Genomic DNA, 17788 nt, shown 5'->3' on the forward strand with positions numbered 1-17788 from the left:
GGTTGCTTTATTGAACCTAGGAGGACCATGACCCCCGCCCCGCCGAAGCCCGGCCTCGTGCTGCTCGTCGTCTCGACGGCCGCGTTCCTGGCGAGCCTGGACACGTTCATCGTCACGATCGCCTTCCCCGGCATCCGGGCCGCGTTCCCCGGCGACGACCTGGCGACCCTGTCGTGGGTGCTCAACGGCTACACGGTGCTGTTCGCCGCCTGCCTCGCCCCGGCCGGGCGCCTGGCCGACCGCTACGGCCGCCGCCGGCTGTTCCTCGCCGGCGTCGCGGTGTTCACCCTCGCGTCGGCCGCCTGCGCGGCCGCGCCCTCGATCCCCGTGCTGATCGGCTTCCGCGCGGTGCAGGCGATCGGTGCCGCGCTCGTCATGCCGACGTCGCTGGCTCTGTTGCTGACGGCGTTCCCGCCGCACCGGCGGCCCTTCGCGGTCGGGGTCTGGGCGTCGGTGGGCGCGGCGGCCGCGGCGCTCGGCCCGCCGGTCGGCGGCCTGCTCGTCGAGGCGTCCTGGCGCTGGGTGTTCCTGGTGAACCTGCCCATCTGCGCGGTGACGCTGCTGGCCGGGCCGCGGGTGCTGCGCGAGTCGCGGGACACGTCGACCGGCGTCCCGGACGTCCTGGGTGCGGCGGGGCTGCTCGTGGGTGTCGGAGCGCTGGCGTACGCGCTGGTCGAGGCGTCCGACCGCGGCTGGGGCGCGCAGCCGGTGCTGCTGGCGTTCGCGGTGGCCGCCGTCGCGCTGGCCTGGGTCCCGCTGCGCTCGGCGCGGCACCCGGTACCGGTGCTGGACCTCCCTGCGCTGCGCGTGCCGACGCTGTGGCTGGCCTGCCTGACCACCGGGGTGTTCGCGGCCGGGTTCGCGGCGATGCTGTTCGGCAACGTGCTGTTCCTGACCTCGATCTGGCACGACTCGATCCTGGTGGCCGGGCTGTCCCTCGCCCCGGGCCCGCTGGTGGTGGTCGGGGTGTCGATCCTCGGCGGCCGGTTCGTGCACCGCTTCGGGCCCGGCCCGGTGGTCGCCCTCGGCGGTGTCGCGTTCGGCGCCGGCGTGCTGATCTGGGTACTGCGCATGGGATCGACGCCGGACTACGCGGCGTCGATGCTGCCCGGCCAGCTGCTGACCGGCCTCGGCGTCGGGCTGATCCTGCCGAGCCTGTCGGGGGTGGTGGGCACGGTCCTGCCGCCGCCCCGCTGGGGCGCGGGCTCGTCGATGGTGAACACGGCCCGGCAGATCGGCACGGTCCTGGGCACCGCGGTGCTCGTCGCGATCTTCGCGGGAACGCCGGACCTCGCGGACTTCCGCCGCGGCTGGCTGATGATCCTGACCACGGCGGCCCTCACCGGCGCGGGCGGGATCCTCATCGCCCTGCGCCGGCGGACCGACCACTACGCCGAACCCCAGGCCTCGTCCAGCACCGCGAGCCCGGCGTCGATGCTGTCCAAGGGGATCGAGCCGTAGCCGAGGACCACGCCCTGGCGCGGGAAACCGCCGCAAAGGTCGGACAGCGTCTGGATCGCCGCCCCGGCCGCGGCCGCGCGGGCCGCGATCGGGTCCAGGTCCGCCTCGGTATCGGCCAGCGCACACAGGTGGAGGCCCGCCGCCGACGGCACCGGGCTGAGCCGGCCCGCGAAAACCCGTTCCAGGGTCGTCGTGATGCGCTCGTGGCGGTCCGCGTAGACCTTCGTCGCCCGGCGGAGGTGGCGGGCGAACAGGCCTTCGTCGATGAACCCCGCCAGCGCGGCCTGAGCGGGCAGATCGCCGTGCCAGCCCGAGAGCTGCCGGGCGTGGTGCAACGCGTCGCGCAGGGACGCCGGGGCGATCACGAAACCCAGGCGCAGCATGGGAAGCAGCGTCTTCGAGAACGATCCGACGTAGGCCACCCGGCCGTCGCGGTCCAGGCTCTGCAGGGGCTCCAGGGGCCGGTCGGAAAACCGGAATTCGCTGTCGTAGTCGTCCTCGACGACGACAGCGCCGGCGCGCTCGGCCCACGCCAGCAACGCCGTGCGCCGGGCGAGGGACATCGGCGTGCCGAGCGGGAACTGGTGCGACGGCGTGACGTACACGAGCTTCGTGCGCGGCGGCAGCGCGGCGACGTCGAGGCCTTCGCCGTCCACCGGCACTCCGACGACTTCGGCGCCGTGCGAGGCGAACAGCAGCCTGGCCATCCGGTAACCCGGCTCTTCGACGGCGACCCGATCGCCTGGTTCGAGCAGCACCCGGGCCAGCAGGTCGAGGGCCTGCTGGGCGCCCTGGGTGACGAGCACGTCGTCGGCGTCGGCGCGCACCGAGCGGGAGACGCCGGCGTGCCGGGCGATCGCCGCGCGCAGCCCGGGGTGGCCGCCGGGCTCGGCGTAGTGGGCGAACCCGGCGGTGTCGCGGAGTTCCCGCGCGAGCAGGCGCCGCCAGGTGTCCAGGGGGAACAGCGCGGCGTCGGGGATGCCGACGCGGAAGTCGAACACCGGGTCGGGCGGCGCGGCGGCCGGGGGCGGGAGCGATCGCCACACCGCTTTCGGCTGCGGCCCGCGTGCCGAGGGAGCCCGGCGTGGCTTCGGGGCCGGGAGTTCCGCGCAGACGTACGTGCCGGCACCGACGCGGCCGGCGAGGAAGCCGTCGGCGGTGAGGCGGTCGTAGGCGACCGCGACGGTGTTGCGCGAGACGGCCAGGCGCCGGGCCAGTTCCCGGGTCGGCGGCAGCCGCTCCCCCGCACGCAGCCTGCCGTCGAGGACGGCGTCGCGCAGCTGGCGGTAGATGCGGACGCTGAGGTCGCCGCGGCCGGCCAGGCTGACGTGGAAGTCCATCCGGCGAGCCTATATTGGCCCATTCCGATGGTCGAGAATTGGATCTGGGACCGAGCCAAGTTCCGCTCTACCGTTCTTGCCATGACAGCGCTTCTCGAACGTCCGAAGACCCGGCCGGCCGGGCGCCTGCTCGCCGCCGCGCAGCTGGTCGCCTCGCTCGGCGACGGCGCGTTCCTGACCTGCTCGGTCCTGTTCTTCACGCGGATCGCCGGGCTGACCCCGGCGCAGGTGGGGCTCGGGCTCACGCTCGGGTGGGCGGTGGGCTCGGTCGCGGGCGTGCCGCTCGGGCACCTGGCCGACCGCCACGGCGCCCGCGGCTCGGCGGTGCTGCTGGCCCTGGCGACGGCCACGTCGATCCTCGCGTTCCTCGTCGTCCGCTCGCCGCTGGCGTTCGTCCTCGCCGCGTGCCTCTACGGCAGCTGCCAGACGGGGCTGGCCGCGGTCCGCCAGGCGTTGCTGGCCGCCCTCGCCGACCCGGAGCGGCGCACGCGCGTCCGGGCCCACCTGCAGTCCGCGGGCAACGCGGGCCTCGCCGTCGGCGCCGGACTCGGTGGCCTCGCGCTGTCGGCCGACACGGCTTCGGCGTACCTGACGGTCTTCGTCCTCGACGCGGCGGCCTTCGTCGTGACGGCGGTGCTGCTGCGCGCACTCCCGGCGGTCCCCCGGACGTCCGCGCGCCCGGGAGCGCCGAGGTCCGCTGTGCTGCGCGACCGGCCGTACGCGCTGGTGACGCTGCTCAACGCGGTCCTGCTGCTGCGCATGCCGCTGCTGAGCGTCGCGATCCCGCTGTGGATCGTCGAACGCACCGCGGCGCCGGGCTGGACGGTGTCGGCGTTGTTCGTGCTGAACACGGTCGTGGTGGTGGTCCTGCAGGTCCGCGTGGCCGGCCGGCTGACCTCGCTCGATTCGGCGGCGCGGATGGTGCTCAGGTCGGGCGTGGTGCTGCTGGCGTCGTGCGTCGCGTTCGCGCTGTCGGCACTGGGGACGTCACCGGCGGTGGCGTTCGGGGTGCTCGTGGCCGGGGCGCTGGTGCAGGTGCTCGGCGAGATGCTGCAGTCGGCGGGCTCGTGGGAGATCGGCTTCGCGCTGGCCCCGGCGGACAAGCAGGGCGAGTACCAGGGCTTCTTCGGCAGCGGCATCTCGGTGGCGCGCGCGCTCGGCCCGGTCCTGCTGAGCACGGTGGTGATCGGCTGGGGCATCCCGGGCTGGCTCCTGCTGGGCGCGGTGTTCCTGGGCGCGGGCTGGGCGATGGGCCCGGCGGTCCGCTGGGCCGCCGCGACCCGCCTGGCACCTCACTGAGCCCCGCGCTACTCGCTGACCTGGGCCGCCGCGGTCTGGTGCAGCGCGAGGTCCTGGCCCGCGGCGGCATCGTCGGCCCAGGCGCCCGATTCCGCCGTCCACGTCCGGCCGGCGAAGCTCACCTTGTCCACGCCCAGCGCCTCCGCGCGGGCGACCAGCCAGGTCGCGTACGTCCAGCCCTGCCCCGCCGGGTGGGGGCCGCTCAACCCGGCCGTGCCCAGCTCCTCCGTCGCCGCCGCGGCGAGGTCCGCGGGGGCCGCCAAGGTCAGGTTGCGGCAGGTCAGGGCGGCCGGGAACTGGCCGTTGAACGCCGCGGCCATCGCGCGGGACTGCGGCTCCCACTGCGCGTACGCGTCCGGGACGCCCGACCGCTGGACCGCCTGCGCGGCCTCGGTGATCGGCAGCGTCTCCCAGTTCGGCAGCTTCTCGAGCTTCTCGTAGAACTCCGTCGCCGCGTAGACCGGGTCGCGCAGCTGGGCGATCGTGCCCCAGCCCTGGCTCGGCCGCTGCTGGAACAGCCCGACCGAGTCGCGGTCACCGCCCTCGAGGTTGCGCAGCTTCGACTCCTGCAACGCCGTCGCCAGCGCGACCGTCGCCGCGTGCGCCGGCAGCCCCATCTTGGTGCCCACGGCCGAGATCGTCGCCGCGTTGTTCATCTGCTCCGGGGTGAACGTGTACGCGGTCGCGTTGTCCCCCGGCAGCGCCACCGTGCACCCCGGCGTCTTCACCGAGCCGCGCGTGTACGCCACCACGACGACGATCGCCGCGACCAGCACGACGACCGCACCCAGGACCATGGCCACCTTCAGGCCACAACCGCGCACCCTGCCTCCCCATCACCCGTTCGCACCAGTCTGCCAAACGGAGGACGCGGTACCCCGGGTGCGGGTTCAGTCGGCGGGGCCGAGGAAGATCGGGTTGGACATCGCCACCATCGCGTTCGGCACCGTGGTGTTCGGGCCACCGGACGGGCGACGGACCTCGACGCGCACCCACCGGCTGTAGCGGGGGTAGGTCGTCCAGGTGACCGTGGCCGCGCCCGAGTCGCCGATCGGCTCGCTGTGTTCCGGGCCGAGCTGGTCGAGGAACGTCACCGTGGTCCCCGGGACGCCGGCCACGACGGCCTTGACGGTCACCGGGGTTCCGGTGCCCGCGGCGAGCCGCTCGCCGATGCCCGCGCTCCTGCCGCCGCCGGAGACGGTGAAGTCCAGCTGGACCGACGCCGATTCCGCCAGCCACGAACGGCCCGCTTTCAACCCGGCCAGGAGTTCCCGGCGGCGCAGCCGGTCGGCGAGCACGACGGTGTGCGGCAGGGCCACGCGCTGGTCCGGGTTGTGCGCGTCGGAGTCGCCGATCGCCGGGATGAAGCGGCCGCCGCGCAGCAGCCCGTCCCAGTGGATGACGCTCGCCTCGTCGTCCTGCGTCCAGGGGCCGTTCCAGACCTCGACCAGGTCGGCGAGCTCGTAGGCGAATTCGTAGGTGCAGCCGAAGCAGTTGGCGAACGGGTGCGCCGCGGTGACCAGGCCGCCGGCGCGGTGCACCTGCTCGGTGAAGCGCCGGAAGTCCCGCGGGTCGGCCGCGCGGTAGCGCCAGTCGATCCAGGTGCCGGCGGGCAGGCCGATCGCGGGCCAGTGCCCGGACCGGGTCGTCACCTCTTCGCCGTTGAGGATCAGCAGGTCGTCGGTCGCGTGGTCGCCCCAGACCAGCTGCGAGCTGGAGGTGTTGTGGTCGGTGGAGACGATGAAGTCCAGGCCGGCGGCGCGCGCGTCGGCGACGAGCTGCTCCGGCGTCCGCCGCCCGTCGGAGTGGACGGTGTGGAGGTGGCCGTCGCCGCGGTACCAGGCGCGGCCCCTTTCCCGCGCCGGAGCGGTTTCCGGGGCCGGGTTCGGTTTGAACGGCGCGCCGTCGGGGCCGAAGGTGAGCGTGATGTCCACGCGGTAGTGCAGCCCCTGCGGCGCGACGGTGTACGGGCCGAGGACGACGTGCCACCGGCCGGGCTTGATCGGGCCGGCGAGGTAGCCGGGCGTGGCCTCGGAAGCGCTGATCGAGAAGCGGTCGCGGAAGCCGCCGGACCAGCCGCGGAAGCCGCGCGCGTTGCCGACGTCGTGCCCTTCGGGGCCGAAGATGCCGATGTCGCAGGCGTTCCCCCGGGTGCCGGCCGGCACCGTCGGCTTGTCGTAGGAGTAGACGACGTCGATCTGCCGGACGCCGCGCGGAACGTCGACGGGCAGGTAGTACCAGTCCGGCACGTCCGGTTCCAGCGTGCCGGTGACGGTCTGCGTCCGGCTGGTCCCGCCCGGCTGACCGGCGAACGCCACGCCGGGCAGCATCCCCGCGGCCGCCGCCACCCCACCGGCCCGCAACAGCGTCCGGCGGCTGAAGTCGTTCATGCGCACCTCCGCATCGGACGCTAGGCCCACCAGGCGAACGCGGGCGCGAACCGGCGGTGAACTTTCGGCTGAGTCCCCCCGCTCGGCGAGATTTCGCCGCGGCCTTCGGCGGGACCTCGTGTCCGTCCACTGTGGCCGGTGCCCGCTGACCGCTTCCCGGCTTCTCGCAAAAACGTCCCACGGAATCGGTGCAGCGCTGAAAAAATTGCGCTGAAGGTGTGGCAAAAAGATGTATCCGAAAGTTTTCAGCGCGGCGGCGGCTACCGTCCGATCGCTGCATTCTGCCACCCACGGGGAGGAATCATGGCACTGCTCAAGAACGGCGTGGTCACCGCGCCACCGGGGGCACCCGCCGGCGCGCGGGCGCTGACCTCGGCCGATCCGTTCGGCTCCGGGACCGGCCGGGCCGCCGACCGGGGGGCGAACCGGTACGGCGTCTGCTCCATCGAGGACTTCCCGCCCGGGATGAACGACCTTTCCTACACCCACGACGACGCCGGTGGTTTCTACAATTACGTCAAGCAGTTCACCGCGCCGAACTTCTGGTACACCGACGGTGGTGTGCTGTCGTGGATCTACGGCGAACAGTACGACGACTGGCAGGGCACCTACGGCTTCGACGCCTGTGTCGCCGAGTACCACTCCGGGCACGGGACGATGGACGGCAATGGGGTCTTCTGGATGCCGATGGGCGGCACCTGGGGCGGGTCGGCCTGGGCGAGCTCGGCCGACATGCGGCTGGGCAACGAGGTCGCGCGCTACCTCTTCTTCTCCACCTGCCTCTCGCTGCGCATCGGCGACGGCAACAGCCCGATCCGCACCTGGGACGCGGCCAACCTCGGCCTGCGGATGATCTTCGGCTTCGAGACGACCAGCGTCGACAGCCCGAACTACGGCGCCTACTTCTTCAGCAAGTGGAACGGCAACGGCCACAAGTTCAGCAAGGCGTGGCTCGACGCCTCCTGGGACATCGACCACCACCAGGCACCGTCGGCCGTCGCGTGCGGGGCGACGCAGGCCGAGGCGCAGGACCGGCTGTGGAACGAGGGGTCCTTCCAGACCGCCGCCGCGTCGAAGAACTGGTGGTGGTGGACCTGGTACGACGCCGCCAAGAGCATCCGGGCGCCGCGGCTGGAGCTGCCCGGCCCGGTGCAGACCGCCCGGTTCGCGCCGCAGCGGCTTTCGCCGTCGCGGCTGGCCGAGCTGGCCGGTCACTACGGCGTCCGGCTCGGCGGCGAGGTACCCGAGGACGCGATGGGCCCGCACGGTGTCGTGCTGGGCGCCGGCCAGGACGGGCCGAGCCTGAGCGTCGACCACCGCGGCGTCCGCGAGATCACCTTCGCCGATGCCGACGGCACCGGACGGGACGCGCCGAGCGCGGACGAAGCCGTCCGGATCGCCCAGGACGCGGTCGAGACGTTCGGCCTGGCCGATCGCGTGGACCTGGTCGCCGACAAGGTGCGTCACCAGTACCACGCGGGCGGCACCGCCGACGACGTCGCCGACCCGCGGGTGCGCGAGACGCACGTGGTGTTCACGCAACTGGTCGACGGACACCCGGTCGTCACCCCCGGACTCGGCGAGGTCCGGGTCGCCATCGACGGCGGCGGCACGGTGACGACGATCGTCGACGCCACCCGCGAGGTCGAGCGGCTGAGCGACGGCGCGCCCACCGCACCGCCGTCGGCCGGGGAAGCCGCGCGCGAGCCGGCCACCGTGGACGAGGCCCTCGACGCGCCGATGCAGCGGCTGCTGCGCCGGCTGGCCGCCGGTGGCCGCGTGCCCGCCGAAGTCCGCACGATCCCGGACTCGACGGCGGTCGGCTACGCCCTGCGCGGCGACGACGGTGCCCCGGTCGTCCGGCGGACCGTCGAGGTCGACTGCGGCGCGGGCCTGGCGAAGCGGTACGTCCTGGAGGCGCCCCTGCGCTGACGGGCCGCCGGCGGGAACAGCGGCGGGCCGGCACCACGTCGGGGGGGTGCCCGCCCGCCGTTTCGCTCGAACGGGTGTAACCACGAGGTATCCGGGGCATCACGTGAGGGCACCTGTGCTCCAGGGGAGTGCGCCGTACCGAGGGGAGACCGCGATGACCTTCGATTTCGTCAGCCGCTGGCTGGGCAGGCATCGCGACTGCCCGGGCGTCACCGTCGACCTGGCGTGCGGGGGCCGCGTCACGCTGCGGGAGATCGACGGGCGGCCCGTGCTGGCCGTCACCACCGCGCCCGGGCCCGACGGCCGGTGCGACGTCGCCGCCGTGCCGCTGTCCGAGGCCGAGCGCCGTGAGCTGGGCCAGGTGCTGGACTCCGGCGTCCTGCTCGCCTCCTGATCGCTTCCGCGTCACCCGCCGTTCGCACTCGCGTTGAGTGCTTTGTCGCGAACCTCGCGTGAAAGCCGGTCCACACGGTGTGGTGCGGGTCGCTTTTTGTGGGGTTCCCACAACTCAGCCGCTCCGGCATGCGCCATGGCGGACATTGGTCCGACCCATCCTCATCCACCAGGGTGTAGACAAGTGCAGGCGACGTTCCACGACGGGTACGTCGCCTTCTGCGCGTGGGTACTTGGGAGGCTCAGCCGGTGTTCAGTCGTGTCGCCATCGTCAACCGCGGAGAGGCCGCGATGCGGCTCATCCACGCCGTCCGGGATCTGTCGGCGGAAACCGGGACGCGGATCGAGACGGTCGCCCTTTACACCGACGCCGACCGCACCGCGACGTTCGTCCGCGAGGCCGACCTGGCCTACGACCTCGGCCCGGCCTCGGCCCGCCCGTACCTCGACCTGGCCAAGCTGGAGAAGGCGCTGGTCGAGACGAAGGCCGACGCCGCCTGGGTCGGCTGGGGCTTCGTGGCCGAGGACCCGGCGTTCGCCGAGCTGTGCGAGAAGGTCGGCGTCACCTTCGTCGGGCCGAGCGCGGACGCGATGCGCAAGCTCGGCGACAAGATCGGCGCGAAGCTGATCGCCGAAGAGGTCGGCGTGCCGGTCGCGCCGTGGAGCCGCGGCGAGGTCGCGACCCTCGAAGACGCGCTGAAGGCCGGCGAGCAGATCGGCTACCCGCTGATGCTCAAGGCGACCGCGGGCGGCGGCGGGCGCGGCATCCGCATGGTCGCCTCCGGCGAGGACCTCGCCGACGCCTACGAGCGCACCAGCCAGGAAGCCCTGCGCGCCTTCGGCTCCGGCGTCGTCTTCCTCGAGCGCCTGGTCACCGGCGCCCGGCACGTCGAGGTCCAGGTGATCTCCGACGGCGCGACGGCGTGGGCGCTCGGCGTCCGCGACTGCTCGGTGCAGCGGCGCAACCAGAAGATCATCGAGGAGTCGGCGTCGCCGGTCCTCGCGCCCGCGCAGACCGCCGAGCTGAAGGCGTCGGCGGAACGGCTCGCGGTGGCCGTGGGCTACCGCGGCGCGTGTACCGTCGAGTTCCTGTACCACCCAGGCGAGAAGCTGTTCGCCTTCCTCGAGGTCAACACCCGCCTGCAGGTCGAGCACCCGATCACCGAGATCACCACCGGCACCGACCTGGTCAAGCTGCAGCTGCACGTGGCGGGCGGCGGGAAGCTCGAAGGCACCCAGCCCGCCGAGAGCGGCCACGCCGTCGAAGCGCGGCTCAACGCCGAGGACCCCGACCGCGACTTCGCGCCCTCCCCCGGCCGCATCGCGCGGCTGGCCCTGCCCGCCGGCCCCGGCATCCGCGTCGACACCGGCGTCAGCGAGGGCGACACCATCCCGGCCGACTTCGACTCGATGATCGCCAAGATCATCGCCTACGGCCGCGACCGCGACGAAGCGCTCGGCCGCCTGCGCCGGGCGATGGCCGAGACCACCGTCATCATCGAGGGCGGCGCGACCAACAAGAGCTTCGTGCTCGACCTGCTCGACCAGCCCGAGGTGATCGACGCCAGCGCCGACACCGGCTGGATCGACCGCGTCCGCGCCGAAGGCCGTCTGGTCACCCACCGGCACTCCGCGATCGCCCTCGCCGCGGCCGCCATCGAGGCCTACCAGGACGAAGAAGAGGTCTCCGTCCAGCGGCTGCTGTCCACCGCGCACGGCGGGCGCCCGCAGGTCCAGCACGAGAGCGGCCGCCCGCTCGACCTCAAGCTCCGCGGCGTCGGCTACCGCGTCTCGGTCGCCAGGGCCGGGCGGACCCGCTTCCGCGTCGGCATCTCGGCCGGCGCGTCCGACGTCCACCACGCCGACATCGAGATCGACCGGTTCGACGCCCACAGCGGCCAGATCCTGGTCAACGGCCGGCGCTTCCGGCTCGTCTCGGCCACCCACGGCCCGATCCACCTCGTCGAGGTCGACGGCGTCACCCACCGCATCAGCCGCGACGAAGGCGGCGTCGTCCGCTCCCCCGCGCCCGCGCTGGTCGTCGCCACGCCGCTGGCCGTCGGTGACGAGGTCGAGGCGAACGCGCCGATCCTCGTCCTGGAGAGCATGAAGATGGAGACGGTGCTGCGCGCGCCGTTCCGCGCCCGCGTCCGCGAATGCCCGGTGTCGGTCGGCAGCCAGGTCGAGACCGGCGCACCGCTGATGCGCCTGGAACCGCTGGCCGACGACGCCGCGGACGAAGCGGCCGACGACACCGAGACCGTCGAGATCGAGCTGCCTTCGGTGCCGGACGGCGTGTCCGCGGCCGAGCGCGTCGAACGCGGCCTGCAGGACCTCCGCAGCCTGCTGCTCGGTTTCGACGTCGACCCCGCCGAGCGCAAGCGGCTCGTCGCGGCGTACCTGGAGGCCCGCACCGAGCTGGGCAACCGGCCGGTCGAGGGCGAGCTGGAGCTGCTCACCGTCTTCGCCGACCTGTCCGAGCTGAGCCGCAACACCCCGGGCGGCGAGGACACCGTGCCGAACGGCGCGGTGCACAGCCCGCGCGAGTTCTTCCACACCTACCTGCAGAGCCTCGACGTCGAACGCGCCGGCGTCACCGAAGGCTTCCAGGCGAAGCTCAAGCGCGTCCTCGCGCACTACGGCGTCGAGGACCTGGAGCGCACGCCGGAGCTGGAAGCCGCGGTCTTCCGGATCTTCCTGGCCCAGCAGCGGACGGCGGCCGACATCGCGGTCGTCTCCGAGCTGCTGCGGCAGTGGCTGACCGGGGCCCCGCCGGCCGAGGCGCTGAGCGAGCGCGCCGGGCTCACGCTGGAGCACCTGGTCGAGGCCACGCAGGTGCGCTTCCCCGCGGTGTCCGACCTGGCCCGCGGCGTGGTCTTCCGCTGGTTCGCCCAGCCGCTGCTGCGCCGCAACCGCGCCCGCGTCTACGCCGCCGTCCGCACCGAACTGACCTACCTCGACCAGCACCCGGACGCGCCGGACCGCGCCGAGCGGATCCAGGCCATGATCACCGGCTCGGAGCCCCTCGTGCGGCTGATCGGGCAGCGGATCGGGCGTCCGGGCCGGGATCGCGCGCCGCTGCTGGAAGTGCTGACCCGCCGCTACTACGGCAACCGGCGGCTCTCCGGGGTCGCCGTGCGCGAAGCCGGCGGGCACCGCTGGCTGACCGCCGAGCTGAACGCCCCCGGCGGCGTGCTGCCGCTGGTCACCACCGCCGTCGACATCGCCGAGCTGCCGGGCACCCTGCGCGCGCTCGGCGAGGTGGCCACCGACGGCGTGGTCGCCGACCTGTACCTGCGCTGGGAGGACCAGCCGGACGTCGACGCGACCGCGGAGCGGCTCGGCACGCTGCTGGCCGAGAACCCGCTGCCCGCGGGGGTCCGCCGGGTCGTGATCACCGTGGCCGGCACCGGTGGCGCGGTGATGCACCACCACTTCACCTTCGAGCGCGACGGCGACAGCTTCACCGAGGACCGCCTGATCCGCGGCCTGCACCCGCAGATCGCGCAGCGCCTGCAGCTGGAGCGGCTGCGCGAGTTCGACCTCACCCGCCTGCCGTCGGCGGACGAGGAGATCTACCTGTTCAAGGCCGTGGCGAAGACCAACCCGGCCGACGAGCGGCTGATCGCGATGGGCCAGGTCCGCGACCTGACGCCGTTGCGCGAAGCCGACGGGCGGCTGGTCGCGCTGCCCGCGCTCGAGGACGCGGTCACCGCCTGCCTCGACGCGATCCGCAACATCCAGGCGCAACGGCCGCAGAACAAGCGGTTCGACACGAACCGGATCATGATGTACGTCTGGCCGCCGACCGACCTGACCACCGAGGAGCTGAACCAGCTCGTCCAGCGCATCCTGCCGACGTCGGTCGGGGCCGGGCTGGAGGAGGTCCAGTTCCTGGCGCGGCGGCGCACGGACGCGGGCAAGCTGACCGAGCTCGCCGTCCGGATCACCCTCGACCCCGGCCACGGCGCGCGGCTGCACGTCGAGGCGCCGTCGACCGAGCCGGTGAAGCCGCTCGACGACTACCGCCTGAAGGTGCTGCGCGCGGCGCGGCGCGGGACCGTCTACCCGTACGAGATCACCGGCCTGCTCTCCGGTCCGGAGGGCACCTTCACCGAGCACGACCTGGACACCTCGGGTGTCCTGGTGCCGGTGGACCGGCCGAAGGGCAAGAACACCGCGGCGATCATCGCCGGTGTCGTCACGACCCCGACCGAGCGGCACCCCGAAGGCGTCACCCGCGTGGTGCTGCTCGGCGACCCGACCAAGTCGCTGGGTGCGTTGTCGGAGCCGGAGTGCTCGCGGGTGATCGCGGCGCTCGACCTGGCCGAGCGGATGCAGGTGCCGCTGGAGTGGTTCGCGCTGTCCTCGGGCGCGCGGATCTCGATGTCCTCGGGCACCGAGAACATGGACTGGGTCGCCGCGGCGCTCAAGCGGATCGTCACGTTCACCCAGGACGGCGGCGAGATCAACATCGTGGTCAACGGCATCAACGTCGGCGCCCAGCCATACTGGAACGCCGAAGCCACGATGCTCATGCACACCAAGGGCGTGCTGATCATGACGCCGGACTCGGCGATGGTGCTCACCGGCAAGCAGGCGCTCGACTTCTCGGGTGGCGTGTCGGCCGAGGACAACTTCGGCATCGGCGGCTACGACCGCGTGATGGGCCCGAACGGCCAGGCGCAGTACTGGGCGCCGAACCTGCCGGCAGCGCGCGAAGTGCTGATGGCGCACTACGACCACACGTACGTGGTGCCGGGTGAGGCCGGGCCGCGCAAGGTGGGCACGAGCGACCCGGTCGACCGGGACGTCTCGCCGTTCCCGCACGCGATCGCCGGCAGCGACTTCACGACGGTGGGCCAGATCTTCTCGGCCGAGCACAACCCGGACCGCAAGAAGCCGTTCGACATCCGCACGGTGATGCGCGCGCTGTCCGACCAGGACCACCCGGTGCTGGAGCGCTGGGCGGGGATGGCGGACGCGGAGACGTCCGCGGTGCAGGACGTGCACCTCGGCGGCCGCCCGGTCTGCCTGGTCGGCATCGAGTCGCGTTCGGTGCCGCGGCGCGGCTTCCCGCCCACCGACGGCCCGGACACCTACACCGCGGGCACGCTGTTCCCGCGGTCGTCGAAGAAGACGGCCCGCGCGATCAACGCGGCGTCGGGCAACCGGCCGCTGGTGGTGCTGGCGAACCTGTCGGGCTTCGACGGCTCGCCGGAGTCCCTGCGCAAGCTGCAGCTGGAGTACGGCGCGGAGATCGGCCGGGCGATCGTCAACTTCGAGGGCCCGATCGTGTTCACCGTGATCTCGCGCTACCACGGCGGCGCGTTCGTGGTGTTTTCCAAGGCGCTGAACCCGAACATGACGGTGCTGGCCCTGGAGGGCTCGTTCGCCTCGGTGCTGGGCGGCGCCCCGGCGGCGGCGGTGGTGTTCGCGGGCGAGGTCACCAACCGCACGGCGAACGACCCGCGCGTGACGGACCTGCAGGCCCAGGTGACGTCGGCTTCGGGCGCCTCCCGGGCGGCGCTGAACGCCCAGCTGGCGGAGCTCCAGTCGTCGGTCCGCGCCGAAAAGGTCAGCGAAGTGGCAGCGGAGTTCGACCGCGTCCACAGCATCCAGCGAGCGGTCGAGGTCGGCTCGGTGGACGCGATCATCTCGGCCGCCGACCTGCGGCCCCGGATCATCGAGGCGATCGAACACGGCCTGAAGAAGTAGCGGCCGGCGTCGTCCGATCCGAAGGGGCACTTTCCCGGGGAAGTGCCCCTTCGGCATTCCGGCGCTTCGCGACTTTCGGGGGTATGACCCCTTTGCACCGGGCCGACACACTGTGCGTGCCGGTACGGTGACCACGGGTTCCGACCGGACCTCCATCCGTGCGGCGTGAGGAGATCCCCCGATGGCGTCAAGGTCCCTGTCCCGGCTCGCCCTTGCGGCGTCCGGGGTCCTGCTCACCTCCGTGCTCGGCGGTACCGCCGTCGCGCAGACGGCGGACACGCCGGTGTTCTGGCGCGTCCCGGCCACCGCCGCCCAGGCACAGGCGCTGACCGATGCCGGGTTCGACGTCGAAGAAGGGGACGATGCCGCCAGCGTCAACGTCGTCGGCGGGCGGGCCGTCGCCGCGAAACTGCGGGCGCTCGGGTACCGGCCGTCCTTCTTCGACACCGTCTACAAGGAACTGCCCGCCGAGACGAACAAGCTGGCGGCGGACACCTACTACGGCGGGTACCGGACCGTCACCGCGCACGAGAACCACCTCGCCGCCGTCGCCTCGGCGCACCCCGACCTGGCCACGAAGTACACGATCGGCCAGTCCTGGAAGAAGCTGAAGGGCCAGGGCGGGCACGACGTCCAGGCGATCTGCCTGACCAAGAAGCAGGCCGGCGACTGCACGCTCTCGACGACGTCGACGAAGCCGAAGTTCTTCCTGATGGCCCAGATCCACGCGCGCGAGCTGTCGACCGGCGAGCTCGCCTGGCGCTGGATCGACTACCTCGCCGACGGCTACGCCACCGACGCGACCGCGAAGTCCATTCTGGACACCACCGAGGTCTGGGTGGTGCCGATCGCCAACCCCGACGGCGTCGACATCGTCGCCTCCGGCGGGAACTCGCCGAAGCTGCAGCGCAAGAACGCCAACAACTCGCGCGGTTGCAGCGGCACGAACATCGGCGTCGACCTCAATCGCAACTCGACGTTCAAGTGGGGCGGTGACTCCAACTCCGCCTGCTCCGAGACCTACCAGGGCGTGAGCGCGGGTTCCGAGCCCGAGGTGCAGGCGCTGGAGAAGCTGGCCCGCGCGATCTTCCCGGACCAGCGCGGCACCGGCAACAACGACCCGGCGCCCGCGACGGCCAAGGGCACGATGATCACGCTGCACAGCTACGGCAACGACATCATCATCCCGTGGGGCTTCACCCAGGCGACCTCGCCGAACGACGCGCAGTACCGTAGGCTCGGCGCGAAGTACGCCGCGTCCAACGGCTACCTCGTCGGCACCAACGAGGAGACGGTGGGCTACGACACGACCGGCACCACCGACGACTTCACCTACGGCGAACTCGGCGTCGCCAGCGTGACGTTCGAGGTCGGCGGCTCGAGCGGCACGTGCGGAGGTTTCCTGCCGCGCTACACGTGCGTCGACAGCACGTTCTGGCCGAAGAACAAGGGCGCGCTGATCACCGCCGCCAAGGCCGCGGCGGCACCGTACCAGCAGTGAGTCACGGCCGGCAGGCGTAGATGCAGTTCTGCGGGCGCGGGGATTCGAGCACGTCGACGTGCCGGAACCCCGCGTCCGCAAGCATTTCCGCCGCCTTCTCGGTGCCCCACACGGCCCCGAGCGCGGCGCCGCCCTCGGCGAGTGACGTCGTCGTGCAGTACATCAGGCTGATCGCGTAGGTGAGGGCGGCCAGCGGGTTGCCGACGTTCCGCTCCAGGTGACTGGAGAAGTTGGTGTCCACCATGAAGAACAGCCCGTCCGGCGCGAGGGCGTCGTGGACGCGCCGCAGCACGACGTCCGGCCGGTCCTGGTCGTGGACGGCATCGAACGCGGTGATGACGTCGTAGGGCGGATCGGCCCGCAGCTCGGCGGCATCCCCGACGACGAATTCGGCGTTGGCGGGCTTGCGTTCACCGGCTTGCGCGACGACGTCCGGGTTGATGTCCAGGCCGGTGAAGCGCGAGGCAGGAAAGGCCCGGGCGGCAACGGCGATGGCGTTCCCGGTCCCGCAGCCGAGGTCGAGCACGCGCGCGCCGGCCGTGAGCCGCTCGTTGAGGCCGGGGACGGCGCCGAAGAAGCCGTCGACGAGGTGTTCGCGGTAGATGTGCTTCCAGCTGTCACCGGTTTTCGCGCCGAGGGTTTCGAGGTAGGGCCCGTAGGCCGACCTGGGGACCCCGCCGCCTTCGGCGAACGCGCGCTCGAGGTCGGGCAGGATGCCGGTGAAGGCGGACAGGGTCAGCAGGGACGGCATCAGGTTCGACGCGGTTTCGCCGAGCAGGAACTTGGCGTGCTCGGGCGGGAAGGTGTAGTCGCGGCCGTCGTAGGTGAAGATGCCCCCGGTGACCATGGCGCCGAGCCACTCGCGGACGTAGCGTTCGTGCAGCCCGGCGCGCGCGGCAAGCCCGGCACTGGTGGCGGGTCCCCGCGCGGCGGCGGCGAGCAGCCCGGTGCGGTGGCCGACCCCGATGAGCATGGTGAGGGCGCTGCCGGTCATGGTCGCGGTGAGGTGGGCGGCGAAGTCCTTCTCCTCCATGAGTGGAGCCTACCCCGCCGGTGGACCGTCCGATGTGGACGATCCGCCCGGCGGGGTGCAGTTGATGCTGGTGGGGTGCGGCCGACATCCGTGGGGTGTGGCCGGCTGGTACCGCCAGGACCCGGCCCGGCCAGGCCGTGAGCCATCGGCCCGGCCGAGCGTGGCTCGTGGCGGCGGCCGGAACCGCGACACGAGCCACGCCGGCGGCAGTTGTCAGGCGTCCTCGTCCTCCAGGCCCGCGTCGGCCAGGACCGCGTACACCCGGCGGCGGGCGTCGGCGAGGATCTTCTTCACCTCGGCGACCTGGGCCTCGTTGCCGCTGTACCCCACCTGCGCGGCCGCTCCCGAGAGCTCACCGAGGGCGTGCCACAGGGCCGCGAAGCGATCCGCGCCCGGCTCCTCCTCCGGTTCCTCCCACAGCGCCGCGAACTCCGCCTCGCGGCCCGCCACGTGCTCGCGGCCCGCGTCGGTCAGTTCCGCGACTCGGCGACCGGCCGTTTCGACCGTGTGGACCAGGCCCTCGTCCTCCAACTGCTGCAGGATCGGGTACACCGAACCCGGGCTCGGGCGCCAGCGGTCGTGCGTGCGGCGGCGGATCTCCTGCATCAGCTGGTAGCCGTGCATCGGCTCCTCGGCCAGCAACGCCAGCACCGCCGGCCGCACCGGGCGGGCCTGCGGGCGGCCGCCGCCGCGGAACTCGCGGACCCGCTGGAACGGGCCG

Annotated in this window: 11 protein-coding genes; 6 read left to right on the top strand and 5 right to left on the bottom strand. The window is 72.7% G+C overall.

Annotation, left to right across the window (positions count from 1 at the left end):
* Nucleotides 1–27: 27 nt before the first annotated feature.
* Nucleotides 28–1461 (top strand): MFS transporter, encoded by a 1434-nt coding sequence (locus tag ACWEVN_RS03390; RefSeq protein ID WP_452050051.1) that lies wholly within the window; start codon nt 28–30, stop codon nt 1459–1461.
* Here the strand turns inward: ACWEVN_RS03390 and pdxR are convergent.
* Nucleotides 1389–2801, bottom strand: coding sequence for a MocR-like pyridoxine biosynthesis transcription factor PdxR (pdxR, locus tag ACWEVN_RS03395; RefSeq protein ID WP_452050052.1), 1413 nt, complete (start codon nt 2799–2801; stop codon nt 1389–1391). The two genes, ACWEVN_RS03390 and pdxR, sit on opposite strands and share 73 nt — an antisense overlap.
* 81 nt (nt 2802–2882) lie before the next feature.
* Between pdxR and ACWEVN_RS03400 the strand changes: the two genes are divergently transcribed.
* Complete coding sequence (locus ACWEVN_RS03400; protein ID WP_452050053.1) at nt 2883–4100, top strand: MFS transporter; 1218 nt, start codon at nt 2883–2885, stop codon at nt 4098–4100.
* A gap of 8 nt (nt 4101–4108) precedes the next feature.
* Here ACWEVN_RS03400 and ACWEVN_RS03405 read toward each other — a convergent pair whose 3' ends face one another.
* Both ACWEVN_RS03405 and ACWEVN_RS03410 read right to left on the bottom strand, forming a co-directional pair.
* On the bottom strand, nt 4109–4924 hold the full coding sequence (locus tag ACWEVN_RS03405) for a hypothetical protein (RefSeq protein WP_449682880.1): 816 nt from the start codon (nt 4922–4924) through the stop codon (nt 4109–4111).
* 66 nt (nt 4925–4990) lie between these two features.
* Nucleotides 4991–6496, bottom strand: coding sequence for a CehA/McbA family metallohydrolase (locus ACWEVN_RS03410; RefSeq protein ID WP_452050054.1), 1506 nt, complete (start codon nt 6494–6496; stop codon nt 4991–4993).
* A gap of 297 nt (nt 6497–6793) precedes the next feature.
* On the opposite strand from ACWEVN_RS03410, the gene ACWEVN_RS03415 reads away from it, so the two are divergent.
* The 4 genes from ACWEVN_RS03415 to ACWEVN_RS03430 all read left to right on the top strand — a co-directional run bounded on the left by ACWEVN_RS03415 (nt 6794) and on the right by ACWEVN_RS03430 (nt 16034).
* Nucleotides 6794–8422, top strand: coding sequence for a DUF6345 domain-containing protein (locus ACWEVN_RS03415; RefSeq protein WP_452050055.1), 1629 nt, complete (start codon nt 6794–6796; stop codon nt 8420–8422).
* Between the two features lie 154 nt (nt 8423–8576).
* The gene (locus ACWEVN_RS03420) at nt 8577–8816 is read left to right on the top strand and encodes a hypothetical protein (RefSeq protein ID WP_449682877.1); all 240 of its coding nucleotides are present in this window, start codon (nt 8577–8579) and stop codon (nt 8814–8816) included.
* A gap of 248 nt (nt 8817–9064) precedes the next feature.
* Nucleotides 9065–14533: an ATP-binding protein gene (locus ACWEVN_RS03425; protein ID WP_452050056.1), complete on the top strand. Its 5469-nt coding sequence runs from the start codon at nt 9065–9067 to the stop codon at nt 14531–14533.
* Between the two features lie 181 nt (nt 14534–14714).
* Nucleotides 14715–16034, top strand: coding sequence for a M14 family zinc carboxypeptidase (locus tag ACWEVN_RS03430; protein ID WP_452050057.1), 1320 nt, complete (start codon nt 14715–14717; stop codon nt 16032–16034).
* A 1-nt stretch (nt 16035) separates the two neighbouring features.
* Here the strand turns inward: ACWEVN_RS03430 and ACWEVN_RS03435 are convergent, their stop codons facing one another.
* Both ACWEVN_RS03435 and ACWEVN_RS03440 read right to left on the bottom strand, forming a co-directional pair.
* A complete protein-coding gene (locus ACWEVN_RS03435) occupies nt 16036–17067 on the bottom strand; it encodes a class I SAM-dependent methyltransferase (protein WP_452050058.1) in 1032 nt (343 codons plus the stop codon).
* A 213-nt stretch (nt 17068–17280) separates the two neighbouring features.
* Nucleotides 17281–17788: PadR family transcriptional regulator (locus tag ACWEVN_RS03440; RefSeq protein ID WP_452050059.1), on the bottom strand; the 508-nt coding region annotated here is incomplete at its 5' end.

The sequence above is a fragment of the Amycolatopsis sp. NPDC003861 genome (assembly GCF_053605405.1).

Coding starts and splice junctions, on each gene's coding strand:
- ACWEVN_RS03390 (WP_452050051.1), top strand. CDS start 28: ATGACCCCCGCCCCGCCGAAGCCCGGCCTCGTGCTGCTCGTCGTCTCG.
- pdxR (WP_452050052.1), bottom strand. CDS start 2,801: ATGGACTTCCACGTCAGCCTGGCCGGCCGCGGCGACCTCAGCGTCCGC.
- ACWEVN_RS03400 (WP_452050053.1), top strand. CDS start 2,883: ATGACAGCGCTTCTCGAACGTCCGAAGACCCGGCCGGCCGGGCGCCTG.
- ACWEVN_RS03415 (WP_452050055.1), top strand. CDS start 6,794: ATGGCACTGCTCAAGAACGGCGTGGTCACCGCGCCACCGGGGGCACCC.
- ACWEVN_RS03420 (WP_449682877.1), top strand. CDS start 8,577: ATGACCTTCGATTTCGTCAGCCGCTGGCTGGGCAGGCATCGCGACTGC.
- ACWEVN_RS03430 (WP_452050057.1), top strand. CDS start 14,715: ATGGCGTCAAGGTCCCTGTCCCGGCTCGCCCTTGCGGCGTCCGGGGTC.
- ACWEVN_RS03435 (WP_452050058.1), bottom strand. CDS start 17,067: ATGGAGGAGAAGGACTTCGCCGCCCACCTCACCGCGACCATGACCGGC.